We start from the raw sequence: 15,815 nt of genomic DNA on the forward strand, positions 1-15,815 counted from the left end.
CGTGGCGCCCACCGGCTCGAAATCAAGGTGCCGGGATCGTCATGCACAGAGATTGGCGCAGGCGCCGAACATTTGCTCGTTATGGATTGTTAGGCTGCGTTAGCCGTTGAAAGTCTGAGCGATGAGAAGAGCGCGGCCAACGATGACAATGCAGGCGATACAGTGCGACACGGCGCGCGACGACCAAGTCGTCGCGCGCCGTGTCGAGCGAGGTCCACAGATGTGTCAGCTTTTACTCAGGACGGCAGAGGCTGGCCGGCCTGCTCGCGGACGATGTAGTCGGCGTACCAATCGGCCCAGTCGTCGTCATGTCCGCCGATCCGCTTGTCATGCTCGCCATGTGCCGCCGCCGCACGCCGCACTGCGGCTGCGAGTTCTGTCTGCGAAGCGAAGTTAGTGGCCCCGCCTGCGATGCGTCCGGGCAGCCGCGCAGTGACCTCCTGGAACAACCAGCCATTGCCGTCTGGATCGTTGAACGAGGCGAATGAACTATAGCTGCCCCGCTTCGGGTCCACGCCGCTGACCCGAAGGGTGCCCGATAGATACGGCTCGTCCGGCCCGGCATGAACGTCGCCGCCACCATGGAATGGTTCGCTCACCGCGATGCCACGGTCGAGCAGGTCTTTTCGTGCCACCTCCAGATCGGAGACGATCAGGTACAGACCTTGTGCCGAACCGGGCGTTGCGGACGTCACATTCCTGCCGAAGATCACCGAGCAGGCAGAACCAGGGGGCGTGTATTGGATCACGCGCCAGTTGTCGCCGGAGGCAAAATCCGCGTCCAATCGCCAGCCGAGGCCCGTGTAGAACGCCTTGGCGCGGTCGACATCGGACACGGGGATAACCACGACTTCGAGCTTCATATCATTGCTACGCGATGGAGGAGGCTTCTTTGAAGACTTGGCGGCCGCCTTGCGGTCGACTTCTGTACTGACCATCTCGAACTCCCTGATGTGAGACCCGGGCTCGGACCGATCCCGCGGTTTGCACAATCAACCTTGCGCAGACCGGGGACCGTTGGAAGTTATGAGATGTTATGGCTCGCCGCGATCGCGTTGAGGCGATTTTCAGCGACCGCAGGCGACCTGCCGACGCGCGCCGCGCTCGCCGCTCCTGTCGCTACGCGGAGGACTCGCAGACGGGCGATCCGGTCGCTGCAAGGGGATGCTGATGCCTTAGTTTCAGAGCATCTTGAATGGGATATCACCATTCTGCGCGCTCGGAACCCATAACAACGATTAACACGCCAGGCCGCACTTTCCCCCTTGGTGTTGGCAGTTCATGGTGGATCAGGCGCGGACGTTGATCGTCGATCCTCTTCGAGGAGCGCCTGGAGATGCCCGAGAGTCGGATAACACTCTCTCCCAACGCCTAACACCACATAACGAGCTAATAGGCCCGGTTCAGTCCAGATTGCACTCACGAGCGGCGGACGACGTCACGTGCTCGACGAGAGTTAGCTCGACGCGTCTCCACAGCGAGGAGCGCGTCATCCAGCACATGCAATCAAGGGAACGTATCATGAAGATTTTGATGGTCATCACCTCTCACGACCAGCTCGGCAACACTGGACGCAAGACGGGCTTTTGGCTCGAAGAGCTTGCGGCTCCTTATTTCGTATTCAAGGATGCGGGCGCGGAAATCACGCTCGCCTCGCCGCAGGGCGGCCGTCCGCCGCTGGACCCCAAGAGCAACGAACCCGAATTCCGCACCGACCTCACGCTGCGCTTTGAAGCGGATGCCGCCGCGCAAGCCCAGCTGAACGAGACGGTTCGCCTCGACAGCATCAAGCAGGAGGACTTCGACAGCGTCTTCTATCCCGGCGGTCATGGCCCCATGTGGGACCTGGCCGAGGACAAGGGTTCGGTCAAGCTGATCGAATCCTTCCTGGCCGCCGGCAAGACCATTGCCGTGGTCTGTCATTCGACGGGAGCGCTGCGTCACGTCAAGACACCCGATGGCAAGCCGCTGGTTCAGGGCAAGGAAGTCACCGGCTTCACCAATGGCGAGGAAGAGGCCGTCGGCCTCACCAAGGTGGTGCCGTTCCTTGTCGAGGACGAGATGCTCAAACTCGGCGCCGTGTTTTCGAAGACCGCTAACTGGGGCGTGCACGTCGTCAGCGACGGCCAGCTCATCACGGGGCAGAACCCGCATTCGTCGGGTGCGGCGGCGCAGACGCTCCTCGCCAGCCTGCAGGGCAAGCCGCTGGTGCGCGCTTCGTAGATTCGGACACGCTTTCACCTGAGAGGCGCTCGTGATTGCGCCTTTCAGTGCAGCTTACGAACGTCGTCTGCCGTGCGGCAGCTGCCGCCCGTAAGGGCGCCGGGTCTGATGATCTGACAGTGGCTTAAAACAGGAGCGATCACATGAACTTCCCAGCCACCGTAGCCCTCTCGGCCGCCCTGGCCTGCACAACAATGCAGGCGTCGGCGGAAACTTTACCGTCGAGCCGACGCTCGATCACCTATCACAGCGTCGATATCCAAGGCCTCAAGATCTTCTATCGTGAGGCCGGACCCGCCGACGCCCCCACCGTGATCCTGCTTCACGGCTTCCCGTCCTCGTCGCGGATGTGGGAGCCGCTGCTGCCCCTGCTCGCGGACAAGTATCACCTGCTCGCGCCGGACTATCCCGGTTTCGGCAACAGCAGCGCACCGACGCCGTCCGATTTCAATTATACATTTGACAATATCGCCAGCGCGATGGGCGAGCTTACGAACAAGCTCGGCCTCACCAGCTACGTCCTACTGATGCAAGACTACGGCGGCCCTGTTGGCTTCCGCATGGCACTCGCGCATCCCGAGCGCGTCCGCGGCATCATCGTTCAGAACGCTGTTTCGCATGAGCAGGGACTGGGTCCACTCTGGGCGGCCCGGCGGAAGTATTGGGCCGACCCAACGCACGAGCTCGAGGCACTCAAGGCCAACTTCACCTCCTTGGAGGCGACACGCCAACGGCACCTCGGCACCAGCCCGCATCCGGAGCGATACGACCCTGATACATGGACGGATGAATACGCGTTTTTGACGCGTCCTGGGCAGCCCGAGATTCAAACCACCCTGTTCCTGGATTACCGCACCAACGTCGCGTCGTATCCCAAGTGGCAGGAGTGGCTGCGCACAGCGCGTCCGCCAACTCTGGTGGTCTGGGGCAAATACGATCCATCCTTCGCCGTCGCCGGCGCTGCAGCCTACCGCGACGATGTGCCCGACGCCGAGGTTCATCTCCTGGAGGCCGGCCATTTCGCACTGGACGAGGCGACAGACGAGATCGCCTCCCTTCTCCGCAACTTCCTTGCTCGGATCGACGGGCGCACCCGCTGAAACGTGACAGGAGTGGCGCCCGCACAACACCGCACACCAGACGACGACAACAGGAGCCAAACACATGTCCGACAACATCAATCGTGAACGCCGCCGCTTCTTCGGAGGCGCCGCCATGACCCTTGCGGCAGCCCAGTTTTCGCTGACCGCGGCGGCCGTCGCCAAGCCGGCGAAGTCTGCCGCGCCGATCAAGACCGGGACCAACACCTCGTTCGCGCCCCTGAAGCAGATCGAGGCCGGCCTCCTCAGCATCGGTTATGCCGAGGCGGGCCCCGCCGACGGTCCGCCCGTGATCCTGCTGCACGGCTGGCCCTACGACATCTACGCTTTCGCCGACGTCGCCCCGCTGCTCGCTGCCGCCGGGCATCGCGTGATCGTCCCCTATCTGCGTGGCTACGGCACCACCCGCTTCCTGTCGGAGGCGACGATGCGGAACGGACAGCCCTCGGCCATCGCGGCCGACATCGTCGCGCTGATGGATGCGCTCAAAATCGACAAGGCGACCATTGCCGGGTTCGACTGGGGTGCACGCACAGCCAACATCATCGCCGCCCTGTGGCCGGAGCGGGTCAAGGCGATGGTCTCCGTGAGCGGCTATCTGATCGGCAGCCAGCAGGCCGGCAAGATGCCGCTGCCTCCCAAGGCCGAGCTACAATGGTGGTACCAATTCTATTTCGCAACGGAGCGCGGCCGCGAGGGGTACGACAAGTATCGCCACGATTTCTCCAAGCTGATCTGGCAACTCGCATCACCCCAGTGGCACTTCGACGATGCCACCTTCGAGCGCAGCGCCGCGGCCTTCGACAATCCGGATCATGTGGCGATCGTGGTTCACAATTACCGCTGGCGGCTCGGCCTCGCCGACGGCGAGTCGAAATACGACGCGTACGAGGCGCGACTGGCGCAGGCGCCCGTGATCGCCGTACCCACCATCACCATGGAGGGCGACGCCAACGGCGCGCCGCATCCGGAGCCTTCGGCCTACGCCAAAAAGTTCTCCGGACGCTATTCGCACCGGACCATCAAGGGCGGCATCGGGCACAATCTGCCGCAGGAGGCGCCGAAGGCCTTTGCCGATGCGGTGCTGGACATCATGTCCGAAGCCTAGGCGCCGCGCTTCGACAACGGCACTTAACAACGCTTAACGGGCGGGCTGGTGCGCGCCGGGCTATCTCCATTCGGCAACACCGCGGATGTGAGAGGGAGAGTCGGATGATTCCGCTGCTGGCGAATGCGATCGAAGCCCATGGCGGCCTCGATCGATGGAATGCCCACAGTCTTCTCACCGCCACGATCGTGACGGGCGGCGATTTCTGGGCCTTGAAGGGTCTCGACCAGGACCAGGCGCCGCGAACGATGCGCATCGAGCTGCATCGCGAGCGCGCGTCGGTCGAGCCATTCGGCAAGCCCGGTCAGCGCACCGACTTCAGCCCGGAACGGATCGCCATTGTCGCTGCGGGAGGACGAATCGTGGCAGAGCGCAACAACCCGCGCGCTGCGTTCGCGGGACACGACATGCGGACGCACTGGGATCCGCTGCATCGCGCCTATTTTAACGGCTACGCGCTCTGGACCTACATGACCGCGCCTTTTCTGCTCGCGATGGACGGATTCGAGGTGCGCGAGATCGAACCGTGGCGCGAGGGCCCTGAAGTCTGGCGCGGATTGCGGGCCACTTTTCCGGCGGCTATCGCCAGCCATAGCGACGAGCAGGACTTCTATTTCGGTCCTGATATGCTGATCCGCCGGCATGACTACCGAGTCGAGATCGCTGGCAATTTCCCGGCGGCTCATTACGTATCGGATCCCGTCAGCATCGACGGCATCATGATCCCGACGCGGCGGCGCGCCTATCTGCGCGGCGAGGATTTGGCGCCGATGCGCGACGAGCTGATGGTGTCAATCGACCTCTCGGAACTGCGATTTGACTGAGCGTTCTCAGGAAGCCTCGTCCAGCATGAGCCGCGCCGCCTTGAGATCGGCGGTCTCAAACCCTTCCGAGAACCGGGCGTGGGTGGCCGCGAGATCGCCAAGCGACTTCTTGCCGCCCCGTTGCTGCGCCAACCGCACCAGCGACATTTCCGTCCGCAATCGCCAGGACAATGCGCCCTGGTGCTCCGCCAGTGCGAGCGATGCGACAAAGCTGCCTTCCGCAGCATCGACAGCACCGGTACGTGCTTCGAGGTCGCCGCGCCGCCGCAGCAGCTCCGGCATGTCAAAACTTCCGCCGCCTTGTTCGACCCGGGCGATCGTCTCGTGCAGAACTTGCAGCCCTTCCGTCGCCCGGCCGAGGGCCGCCAATCCTTGCGACAGGTCGGCAGCGAACGCCGAGGCGTAGAGCTCGTAACGATCTGCATGCAGGCGCAGAAGCGCGGCCCGCATCAAATCGACGCCGCCAGTCACGTCGCCGCGGGCGATCATGGTCTGGGCGCGAAATCCCGAGGCTACGGCTTCATAGGGCGCGAGCCCGTGCACATTCGCATGCGTTGCCAGGCGCCCCGTCATCGTCTCGACGGAGGCCCAGTCCCCGACCCAACCGAACACGGAAGCCGACCAGCACAGCGCGATGCAATGCATCACTACGTCGCGCGGCACCGCCGCGCCGACGAGCGGGCGGACGCAGTCGAGCGCCCGATCGGGAAAGCCGCGGAGCCACAACACCCGCGCGAGCGGAATCTGCGGGGTGCGTGAATAGGCGAAATGCCCGGGCTGCGTTCCGCGCAGCGCGGCATCATCCCGCACGCCTTCCTCGAGATGGGCCTGTGCCTCGGCCTGATTCCCGGCAAGATGATGGGACACTCCAAGAAGCGCCTTGCTGCCGGCGATGCCCGCGCTGTCGCCGATCAGCCGGGCAATCCGCTCGGCGTGGAGTGCGGTCGGCACCAGATGCCGGTAGTCTCCCGTACGGCGATAGAACATGTTCAGTCGCGACAGCAGTCTGAACCCGTTTGCGTGGTCGTCCATCGCTTCAGCGATCTCCAACCCGCGCCGGAGCGCCCCCTCGGCCTGCTCGCTGTTGCGCTCGGTGAACATGAAGGCATGACCGAGCGTCGACTGGAGCTCGAGCTCCCATTTCCCGCCCTTATCGGCGTCATCAAGCATTGCGAGCGCGCGGCCCGACCAGATGCGCGCCTCGTTCAGCAGATTGAGCTCGATGAACAGCCTTGCGCAGCTGCCGGCAAGCGGCACGCGCAAGGCGGCGCCTTCATCGTTGGCATAGCTCCATTGCAGCGCCGCGCGGGCATCGGCGAGCAGGCTGGCGCGCTCCTGGAGGCGGGAGCCCTGATCGCGGCCCTGCTCCGCCATGCCGGCTTCGAGCGTCCGCTGGACATAGAAGGCGTGACGGCGCGCAATCACGTCCGCCTCGCCGCCGTCGGCCAGCTTCTGCATCGCGTAGGCGCGCGTGGCATCGAGCAGGCGATAGCGCCGCGAGGCACCGTCCGGCTGCGCCGACACCAGCGACTTGGCGACGAGCTGCTCCAGTGCGTCGACCACTCGATCGCCCGGCGCGCCCTCCTCGGTCGCGACCGCCATCGCAGCCTTGAGCGTGAAAGGGCCTGCGAAAATGGCAAGCCGCTGAAACACGATGCGCTCGCTTTCGCCGATCAGGCCGAAGCTCCAGTCAAGCGTTGCACCGAGCGTCTGTTGCCGGGGTGGCGCCGTTCGCCGTCCGCGCCATTCGAGCTTGAGCCGGCTGTCCAGCAGCGCGGCCAGCTCGCGCAATCCGTGGACGCCGAGGCGCGCGGCAGCCAGCTCGATCGCCAGCGCGATGCCGTCGAGCTTGCCGCAGACTTCAGCAAGCACCTCCGCGTCCTCATCCGTGATATTTGCCCGATGCCCCGCCGCGGCAGCACGGTCGACGAACAACCGCGCGGCAGGATAGTCCAGCACTTCACCGGCGCTGAGGCTAACGCCTTGCGGCGGCCCCGGCAGCGGAACGAGTTCGAAGATCTGCTCGCCTTCGACCAGCAGCGACTCGCGACTGGTGGCGAGAATTGCGATGTCGGGCGCCTCGCGGTAGATGTTTTCCGCCAGGCGCGCGACCTCGTCGATCACGTGCTCACAACTGTCAAAGATCAGAAGCAGCCGCCGTCCCCGCAGGGAATTGATGATGCTGTCCGAGGGATCATCGTGATGCACCACGAGTCCCAATGCGGCCGCGACGGTGCTCGAGACCAGCGCGGCGTCCTTCAATGGACCGAATTCGAGAAAATGGACGCGGCCTTCGAACGTTCGCCACATGTCATGGGCGAGCGCGGTCGCGACGGTCGTCTTGCCGATGCCGCCGGGCCCTCGAAGCGTGACGAAGCGGTCGCTGAGCAGACGGGCCGACAGTTCGGCCACCACGTCGTCGCGCCCGATCATCCGTTCTAGCCGAGATGGCAGGTTGGGCGGGGGTGCTGCTTCGAGGGCACGCGATGCGGGCACCGGATCAACGTTGGGTTCGCGGCGCTGCACGGGAGCGACGAAGCAATAACCCCGACTCGGAATGTTGGTGATGAAGCGGGCACCGTCCTTGCCGTCGCCGAGAACCTTGCGCAGTTCAGCGACATGCACCCGCAGGCTGATCTCCTCGACCGCCAGGCCCGCCCAAGCGTAGGCCAAAATTTCGTTCTTGGGCACCACTTCGCCGGCACGGCTGACGAGCAGGCGCAAAATATCCATCGCGCGGCTGCCGAGCTTGACCGGCGCGCCATCTCTCTCGAGCAACCGGGACCTCAGCGAAAACGGTCCGAACGAAACGGCGTCGATATCCAGATTCAGTGGGGCGCCCTTGCCGGAGGAGCCATTTGCAGCCGAGAGCTCGTTCACATCTGCCCCATCTTGGCGACCCCTGCATCCCAATGCGAGAGGCGCCCATTCTCTACGCCTGCAGCATATAAAGCTTATCGATCGAAAAGCGATCGAAGCCCTCTCCTCATATGCTACCGTTCTACGCAAATAATTGAAAAGCTGGAGAAAATCAAATCTCTGCGACGCGCGGCGCTCATTTTGAGCTCGCACACCGTCTGCCCCGTCCAAAACATCACGCAGGGGCTTTTTGTCCGGCTGTCGGCTATTTCCAGAGCACGGAAGGATTTGCCTTGATTTTGGCGGGCGCGTGAAATCTCTACCGGTCTTCAAGCGCGTCAGAGGCCAATCTCCCAGCATGCTGCCCAAAGAGCGAAAGGGCGTGCGCCGCTATGCCTCGCCCCGTACCCCTTCTGCCAGCACGCGCTGGAACTGCAGGCGCGCCGGGGTAATTGCTGCGTCCAACCGGTGAACCACCGGATAATTGTTCTCAGCCCCGCCGGCGAGACAGGCACGGCCCGCGGTCGCCAGGCGGGAACCTTGCCTCCCGGATGAATAGAAAATTTCCGATCTTGAATCCTAGAGGTCCGGTTACACCGACCGCTTTAGGATGTTGCTGTCGGCCGGCATCTTGCGCAGGCGCTTGCCAGTGGCAGCGAAGATCGCGTTGGCAATGGCCGGTACGATCAACGACGTGCCGGTTTCTCCCATCCCGCCTGGAGCTGCGAAGCTCTTGACGATATGGACATCGATGGCCGGCACTTCGTTCATGCGCATCATCTGGTAAGTGTCAAAGTTGGTCTGTTCGACGCGCCCATTCTTCAGCGTGATCTCACCATAAAGCGCTGCCGTCGCTCCGAAAACGATGCCACTCCGGACTTGCGCCTGCACCGTGTCGGGGTTGACGACCGTGCCGCAATCGATCGCGCACACCACCCGCACAACCCGCACATTTCCGTCTTTGGACACCTCGACCTCGACAACCTGTGCCATGTAGCTGCCGAATACAAATTGCAATGCAACGCCTCGGCCCCGGCCTGTGGGCAAAGGCTCTCCCCAGCTGGACTTTTCCGCGGCCAGATCGAGCACGGCCCTGGCGCGCGGATTGCGATCCAGGAGCATCCGCCGGTACGCAACAGGGTCCTGCCGTGCTGCCGATGCAAGCTCGTCGACGAAGCTTTCAGTCACAAAAACATTGTGCGACGGGCCGACGCTGCGCCAGAACGCCGTCGGAATACCAGGAGGTTCCACGCGCACGAACTCTACATGGAAGTTCGGCAGCTCGTACACGAGATCGATTGCGCCTTCGGTGGAATCGGGATCAAGGCCGTTCTTGAAGGCGGGAGGTAGCCAACGCGCAATCACCGAAGGGCCGGCGAAGCGGTTCTTCCAGGCCACGGGCTTGCCCTGCTTGTCGAGCCCGGCGGAAATTCGGTCGAACCAATACGGCCGATACATGTCATGCTGGATGTCTTCCTCGCGCGTCCACACGACCTTCACGGGACCATCGACATGCTTTGCAATCTCGACAGCGCGGACCGCACCATCGGCCTCCAGCCGCCGGCCAAACCCGCCGCCGATTAGATGATTGTGGACAATGACCTTCTCGGGCGGAAGACCTGCGGCCTTCGCCGCCATCCCCTGCACGCGCGCCACAGCTTGGCTGCCGATCCAGATCTCGCACTCGTCTTTACGAAGGTGCACCGTGCAATTCATGGGTTCCATCGTCGCGTGCGCCAGGAACGGAACCTGGTACATCGCGTCCACCTTGGTGACTGCACCCGCCAGCGCCTTGTCCACGTCACCAACGTTCTGGGCGACCGCGCCAGAACCAAGGGTAGCCTGCTCCAGCTCGCGAGCGATCTGCGTCGTGTCCAACCCAGAGTGAGGACCATCGTCCCATTCTATAACGAGGGCCTTCAGACCCTTCTTCGCCGCCCACATATGATCGGCCACGACAGCGACGGCATCGTCGAGCCGGACGATCTGGCGGACGCCGCGGACGGCTCTTGCGGCGCTATCGTCCAGACTCCTCAATCGGCCGCCAAACACCGGTGATTGCGCCAGCGTCGCTATCTTCACGTTCGGCGGGCGCGCGTCGATGCCGTAGCGGGCCGTCCCGTTGACCTTACCAGGCGCGTCGAGCCGCTTGGCGGACGTGCCGATCAGCTGGAAGTCTTCTGGCCGCTTCAGCGTCACCTTTTCCGGGACAGGCAGTAGCGCCGCATCAGCGACAAGCTCCCCATATTTCAGTCGACGACCTGTCGGCTCATGGATCACCTCGCCGTCGCGCGCGCGGCAGGCAGTCGGGTCAACGGCCCAACGCCGCGCGGCCGCGGCGACCAGCATGACCCGCGCAGTCGCGCCGGCCTCTCGCAGCGGTTGCCACCCCCCGCGGATGGCATTTGAGTTTCCCGTGGCCTGCACGCCCAACATCGGATTGGCATAGAGTTTTTCATTCGGCGGCGCGTGCTCCAGATGCACTTGGGACAGGCTCACCTCGAGTTCTTCGGCGAGCAGCATCGGGATCGAGGTGTAGGTGCCCTGCCCCATTTCGACATAAGGCATCGTCAGGACGACCCGACCATCGCCGGCGATACGGATGAATGCGTTCGGCGTGAAGTCTTCCAGCGCCGCAGCCTTGGTTTGGCCGAATGGCAAGCTCAGACTTAGTAACAGACCACCGCCAGCCGCGGCGCCACTGTAGAGGAAGCCGCGACGCGACAGCTTGGTGCCGTTGGAACGCGATGTAATGCCATCAAAGATCATGTCAGTCTCCCTTTGCGTTCGCTTGCGCGGCAAGCTTGATCGCCTCACGGATGCGCACATAGGTCCCGCATCGGCAGATGTTTCCACTCATGGCTTCGTCGATGTCAGCATCGGTGGGATGCGGATTACTGGCTAGTAACGCCGAAGCCGACATGATCTGCCCTGATTGGCAGTAGCCGCACTGGACGACCTCGTGGTTGAGCCAGGCTTTCTGAATGCTTGCGCCAGGCGCCGTCGCCCCGACGGCTTCAATCGTCGTGACAGTGGACTTTCCGATGCTATCGATCGGAGTGACGCATGACCTTGTCGCGACGCCATCGATATGCACCGTACAGGCGCCACATAGCGCTTCGCCACAGCCGAATTTCGTGCCGGTCATACCGAGCACGTCACGCAAGACCCACAGTAACGGCGTGTCGCCATCTACATCGACGCTGTGCCTGCTTCCATTGATGCTGACGGTAAAGGCCATGGTGTGTCCTCTCATTTCTGCGAATGTGTTTTCGCATGCTGTTGCCGATTGCGGCTACTCAGCCGGTGGCCGACCAAACTCGCTGCCAAGACTGCTGATACGATGCGGCACGCCTTCCCCGCTTCTGTGCGGTTGGCCGTTCGCCACGTAGTACACATAACTGCTTCCGACGATCAGTACGGCCGTCGTCAAAGATCTTAGCGTCTTCACAAGACCTATCGTCCGCACAGGCACAATCATCGTCGTATTCCGGGGCACTTCCGGCATGGTCATGACGATCTTCTCCATTTTCGCGTTGTGCCGACCCGAGATCGAAACCGGCTGATTGCTCCGTCATGACCCTCGCGCAGCCGCAGGGAATTAGCTCGTTATGGGTTGTTAGACGCTGTTAGCTGTTGCCAGCGGCTATCCGGCGGCTTCCTGGCCGAGGGCGACACATTCGCCGCCCGCGCCCCCCAGCCATGCAAGGGCTAACGATCCATAACAACCCATAACGAGCAAAATCCGTCCGCCCGCTGCATTGTCGGTTTGAGACAAGTCGACGGCGCCCATGACGACGACCCGTGAAAGCCTCACCGCGGGTAGCCGAATGGGTCGTCAGGCCCTCGAACAAGACGAGCCTATAACGCGCAGAGCAACCAGGAGACCGAAATATGACCACCAACCAGATCGTCGATTCCAGCTTCACGGCCATCATCAACGCACCGATCGAGAAGATCGACATTCCCTCCTGGTGCTTCAACCTCTCCGAGACCGATTATCAGGGTTGTTCGCCGGCACACATCGCGGCCGGTTTCACCACCGCACCCGACGGGCGAAGAATGTCCATCAACGTCGAAATCATCGGCGGAAGTCTGATGGTTCAGCACTACGTCGAGACGCTGGGCGAGAAGAACCATCTTGTCCTCGATTCGACCTCGGACGTCTTCACGCCGACCGGGCGGACCACCATCCACGTCACCTGGGAATTAAGCGCCCGGGAAATCGAGCCCGGGAAGTGCGAATTCACCAACAGGGTGCGATCGAACGCCACGGACGAGTTCATGACGTTCATCGGCAAGCAGGGAATTCCGTTCGACCTGTTCCGCGCTCAACGCCAGCCTGCTTCGATTGCTCACAATCAGAGCGAAACGCCTCTTTTTGCAGCCAGCATCGAGCGGGCCGCGCTCAAGACGAGCTGAACACAAACCGCAGCTGCGTCGGTGCAAGGGCGCGGCCGCTATGGAGAGCTTCCATGACTTACCCTTCCTTCGACAAGAACGTCACCGGACTGCTGGTTATCGACCCTTACAACGACTTCATTTCCGAGGGCGGCAAGATCTGGCCGCGGATCAAAGCCGTCGCCGAAGCGAACAATTGTGTTCCGCACATGCAGCAAGTCCTGCATGCGGCACGCGATGCGAAGGTTCGCGTCTTCTATGCCATGCATCACCGGTACCGTGCCGGGGATTATGCCTCCTGGAAGTACATCGCACCCATCCAGCGAGCTGCATGGAAACGCCGTAGCTTTGAATTCAACACCTGGGGCGGCGAGTTCCGCGCTGAATTCGTTCCAGCTCCAGGCGAGATCGTTGCCGACGAACACTGGTGCTCCAGCGGCTTTGCCAACACCGATCTGGATCTGCAGCTCAAGAAGCACGGCATCCAACAACTCATCGTCATTGGATTGGTGGCGCATACGTGCGTTGAAGCGACCGTGCGTTTCGCCGCGGAGCTCGGATATGACGTCACAGTCGTCAAGGATGCGGTTGCCGATTACTCGGACGAGATGATGCACGCCGCACTCGAAATCAACCTGCCGAATTATGCAAGCGCGATTGTGACCACGAAGGAGATCGTCGAAGCACTGTCAATCACGCATGCGCCGGCGCTCGATCCGTCCGCATAAAGGCCCCATCCGGCGTTCGTTCGCCGCGTAACGGTGTCTGTATGTATTCGCATCCGGGCTATCGGAGCCTAACTGGAATGCCCAAGCCAGCCGCTGCTGGCGAAGGTTCTCAAAGCCAACTACAGGAGCCCATCATGGGTATCGAACAGAAGGTCGCCATCATCACCGGTGCATCGCAGGGCATCGGTGCCGCTTTAGTCCAGGGTTTTCGCGACCGCAACTACAGGATTGTTGCCACAGCGCGCACGATTAAGCCGTCGGGTGACGATAAGGTTCACGCCGTTGCCGGCGACATCGCCGAGCGGGGCACGGCCGAACGCGTGGTCGCGGAAGCCGTCGCCCGGTTTGGCCGCGTCGACACGCTGGTGAACAATGCCGGTATCTTCGTCGCAAAGCCGTTCACGCAGTACACCGCCCAGGACTATGCGGCGGTGATGGGCACCAACGTGGCGGGCTTCTTCAACATCACCCAGCTCGCCATCGCCGAGATGGAGAAGCAGCGGTCCGGCCATGTCGTGCAGATCACGACGACCCTCGTGGAGCAGGCCAACTCGAACGTTCCCTCGGTGCTGGCTTCGCTCAGCAAGGGCGGGTTAAGCGCCGCGACGAAGTCGCTCGCGATCGAATACGCGAAGCGCGGGATCCGCGTGAACGCCGTGTCTCCCGGCATCATCAAGTCCCCAATGCATCCGGCCGAAACGCATGCCCAGCTCAGCGCGCTGCACCCGGTCGGCCACATGGGCGAGATGTCCGATATCGTTGAGGCCGTGCTCTATCTCGAGGGGGCCTCCTTCGTGACCGGCGAGATCCTGCATGTCGACGGCGGCCAGAGCGCCGGTCACTGAGCACGGAGAAACACGATGCCCATCGTCACCATTCAAGTGACCCGCGAGGGAACAACGCCGGGTACGGCGTCGATCACGGCGGATGAGAAGGCCGCACTGATCGAGGGATCGAGCCAGCTCATGCTCAACGTGCTCGGCAAGCCGCTCGATTCCACCTTCGTCGTGATCGAAGAAGTCGACATCGATAACTGGGGCTGGGGCGGCCTCCCCGTGCAGGAATTCCGGCGCCGGCGCGCAGCCCAGACCGGATAATCCGCGGGCCATCGTGCGCGGGAGGATGACATGACCAACGCGGATACGAAGCAACACGTCGACACCCGGCAGCATCCGCGGCCGGGATCGACATCACAGCAAACTACAACGCGAACGTGGCGATATGCCGTGGCGGGATTGTCCGCGTCACTGGTTGGACTTGGCCTCGCCCGGTTTTCCTACACGCCGCTGATCCCGGCCCTGATCGCCGCGAAGTGGTTCAGCGCATCCGACGTCGTCTATCTCGGAGCTGCCAATCTTGCTGGCTATCTCGCCGGCGCGTTAGTGGCCAGGACCGTGGCCGCTCACATCGGCGCAGTCTGCGGGCTGAGGGCGATGATGCTGCTCGCAACACTCTCCTTCTTCGCCAGCTCGGCACCAGTCTCGTTCACCTGGTTTTTTGCCTGGCGGACGCTGTCCGGCCTGACCGGAGGAGTCATCATGGTGCTGGCAGCCTCCGTCATTCTGCCGCACACCTCACCCGGGCGGCGCGGCATCATCGGCGGCGTGATCTTTGCGGGCGTCGGGCTCGGCGTCGCCGCGTCGGGCTCCCTGGTGCCGCTGCTGCTCCAGCAGGGCTTGCAGCATAGCTGGTATGGTCTGGGCGTGCTCTCCGCCGTGCTGACGCTCGCGAGCTGGTGGAACTGGCCGGCTGAGTCTAAGCCCGCTGCGGCACCTTCGCATCATTCGAAGCACGACCATGCTTCGCCCGCTGTCCGCGCTCTGCTGGTTCAATACGGCCTCAACGCGGTGGCCCTGGTGCCGCACATGGTCTTCATTGTCGATTTCGTCGCGCGCGGCCTCGGCCAGGGCATCGCGGCCGGCTCGCGCTACTGGGTGCTGTACGGCCTCGGCGCAATCGTCGGCCCGCTCGTCACCGGCCTTCTCGGCGACCGGTCGGGCTTCGGTCCGGCGCTGCGCGCAGCGTTCCTGATCGAGGCAGTTGCCGTTCTGCTCCCGAGCGTCAGCACCGCTCCGATTTCGCTGATCGTATCGAGCGTAGTGGTCGGCGGCTTCACGCCCGGCATCGTGCCCCTGGTGCTCGGACGCATCCATGAACTCGTCCCGCACTCGACCGAACAGCAGCGGGCGGCATGGAGCCACGCCACGACGAGTTTTGCGCTGTTCCAGGCTGTGGCGGCTTACGGCTTTTCCTGGATCTATGCACAGACTGGCGGAGACTATCTGGTGCTGTTCGGGTTGGGGGCCGCCGCTGTGGTGCTGGCCGTCGCTCTCGATTTCGCGATCGCGCTCACCACACGGGAAGCATAGTAGATGGTCAAGCGGAACGCCATTAACCTGCGATCTCCCCTTCGAACCGGAAGCCCGGAATTCTGGCTTCCCCAAAAATGAGCGTTTACTCGAACTGCCGAACTGACGCTCCGGAAGGAGGTTTGGATTACGCCGCCCCCAAAACCTCTGCCGCGTGAAGACCGGTGCCAATGACCTTTTCGCGCTGCTTCGTGCCTAGATTG

General features: G+C 62.9%; 13 protein-coding genes. 9 read left to right on the forward strand and 4 right to left on the reverse strand.

The window, feature by feature from the left end; genetic code table 11:
• Positions 1-236: 236 nt before the first annotated feature.
• Positions 237-938 (reverse strand): VOC family protein, encoded by a 702-nt coding sequence (locus IVB26_RS41230; protein WP_247973581.1) that lies wholly within the window; start codon positions 936-938, stop codon positions 237-239.
• 583 nt (positions 939-1,521) lie between these two features.
• On the opposite strand from IVB26_RS41230, the gene IVB26_RS41235 reads away from it, so the two are divergent.
• The 4 genes from IVB26_RS41235 (at position 1,522) to IVB26_RS41250 (ending at position 5,255) form a co-directional block, all read left to right on the forward strand.
• The gene (locus IVB26_RS41235) at positions 1,522-2,223 is read left to right on the forward strand and encodes a type 1 glutamine amidotransferase domain-containing protein (RefSeq protein ID WP_247973582.1); all 702 of its coding nucleotides are present in this window, start codon (positions 1,522-1,524) and stop codon (positions 2,221-2,223) included.
• 143 nt (positions 2,224-2,366) lie between these two features.
• Positions 2,367-3,323: an alpha/beta fold hydrolase gene (locus IVB26_RS41240; protein ID WP_247973583.1), complete on the forward strand. Its 957-nt coding sequence runs from the start codon at positions 2,367-2,369 to the stop codon at positions 3,321-3,323.
• Positions 3,324-3,387: 64 nt separating this feature from the next.
• Positions 3,388-4,431: an alpha/beta fold hydrolase gene (locus IVB26_RS41245; protein WP_247973584.1), complete on the forward strand. Its 1,044-nt coding sequence runs from the start codon at positions 3,388-3,390 to the stop codon at positions 4,429-4,431.
• 104 nt (positions 4,432-4,535) lie between these two features.
• Complete coding sequence (locus IVB26_RS41250; RefSeq protein ID WP_008559589.1) at positions 4,536-5,255, forward strand: hypothetical protein; 720 nt, start codon at positions 4,536-4,538, stop codon at positions 5,253-5,255.
• A 6-nt stretch (positions 5,256-5,261) separates the two neighbouring features.
• Here IVB26_RS41250 and IVB26_RS41255 read toward each other — a convergent pair whose 3' ends face one another.
• The 3 genes from IVB26_RS41255 to IVB26_RS41265 all read right to left on the reverse strand — a co-directional run bounded on the left by IVB26_RS41255 (position 5,262) and on the right by IVB26_RS41265 (position 11,355).
• Positions 5,262-8,135: an ATP-binding protein gene (locus IVB26_RS41255; RefSeq protein ID WP_247973585.1), complete on the reverse strand. Its 2,874-nt coding sequence runs from the start codon at positions 8,133-8,135 to the stop codon at positions 5,262-5,264.
• A gap of 570 nt (positions 8,136-8,705) precedes the next feature.
• Positions 8,706-10,883, reverse strand: coding sequence for a xanthine dehydrogenase family protein molybdopterin-binding subunit (locus IVB26_RS41260; RefSeq protein WP_247973586.1), 2,178 nt, complete (start codon positions 10,881-10,883; stop codon positions 8,706-8,708).
• A gap of 1 nt (position 10,884) precedes the next feature.
• Positions 10,885-11,355 carry a (2Fe-2S)-binding protein gene (locus IVB26_RS41265; RefSeq protein WP_247973587.1) on the reverse strand — a complete coding sequence of 157 codons (471 nt, stop codon included), beginning with the start codon at positions 11,353-11,355 and terminating at the stop codon, positions 10,885-10,887.
• 653 nt (positions 11,356-12,008) lie between these two features.
• Here IVB26_RS41265 and IVB26_RS41270 point away from each other — a divergent pair.
• The 5 genes from IVB26_RS41270 to IVB26_RS41290 all read left to right on the forward strand — a co-directional run bounded on the left by IVB26_RS41270 (position 12,009) and on the right by IVB26_RS41290 (position 15,612).
• Positions 12,009-12,536: a hypothetical protein gene (locus IVB26_RS41270; protein WP_247973588.1), complete on the forward strand. Its 528-nt coding sequence runs from the start codon at positions 12,009-12,011 to the stop codon at positions 12,534-12,536.
• A 53-nt stretch (positions 12,537-12,589) separates the two neighbouring features.
• Entirely contained in the window at positions 12,590-13,243 is a 654-nt protein-coding gene (locus IVB26_RS41275) for a cysteine hydrolase family protein (protein ID WP_247973589.1), read from the forward strand.
• A 134-nt stretch (positions 13,244-13,377) separates the two neighbouring features.
• The gene (locus tag IVB26_RS41280) at positions 13,378-14,088 is read left to right on the forward strand and encodes an SDR family NAD(P)-dependent oxidoreductase (RefSeq protein ID WP_247973590.1); all 711 of its coding nucleotides are present in this window, start codon (positions 13,378-13,380) and stop codon (positions 14,086-14,088) included.
• 15 nt (positions 14,089-14,103) lie between these two features.
• The gene (locus IVB26_RS41285) at positions 14,104-14,340 is read left to right on the forward strand and encodes a tautomerase family protein (protein WP_247973591.1); all 237 of its coding nucleotides are present in this window, start codon (positions 14,104-14,106) and stop codon (positions 14,338-14,340) included.
• 30 nt (positions 14,341-14,370) lie between these two features.
• Positions 14,371-15,612, forward strand: coding sequence for an MFS transporter (locus IVB26_RS41290; RefSeq protein ID WP_247973592.1), 1,242 nt, complete (start codon positions 14,371-14,373; stop codon positions 15,610-15,612).
• Positions 15,613-15,815: the final 203 nt, after the last annotated feature.

The organism is Bradyrhizobium sp. 195, from assembly GCF_023101665.1.
Classification (GTDB): Bacteria; Pseudomonadota; Alphaproteobacteria; order Rhizobiales; family Xanthobacteraceae; genus Bradyrhizobium.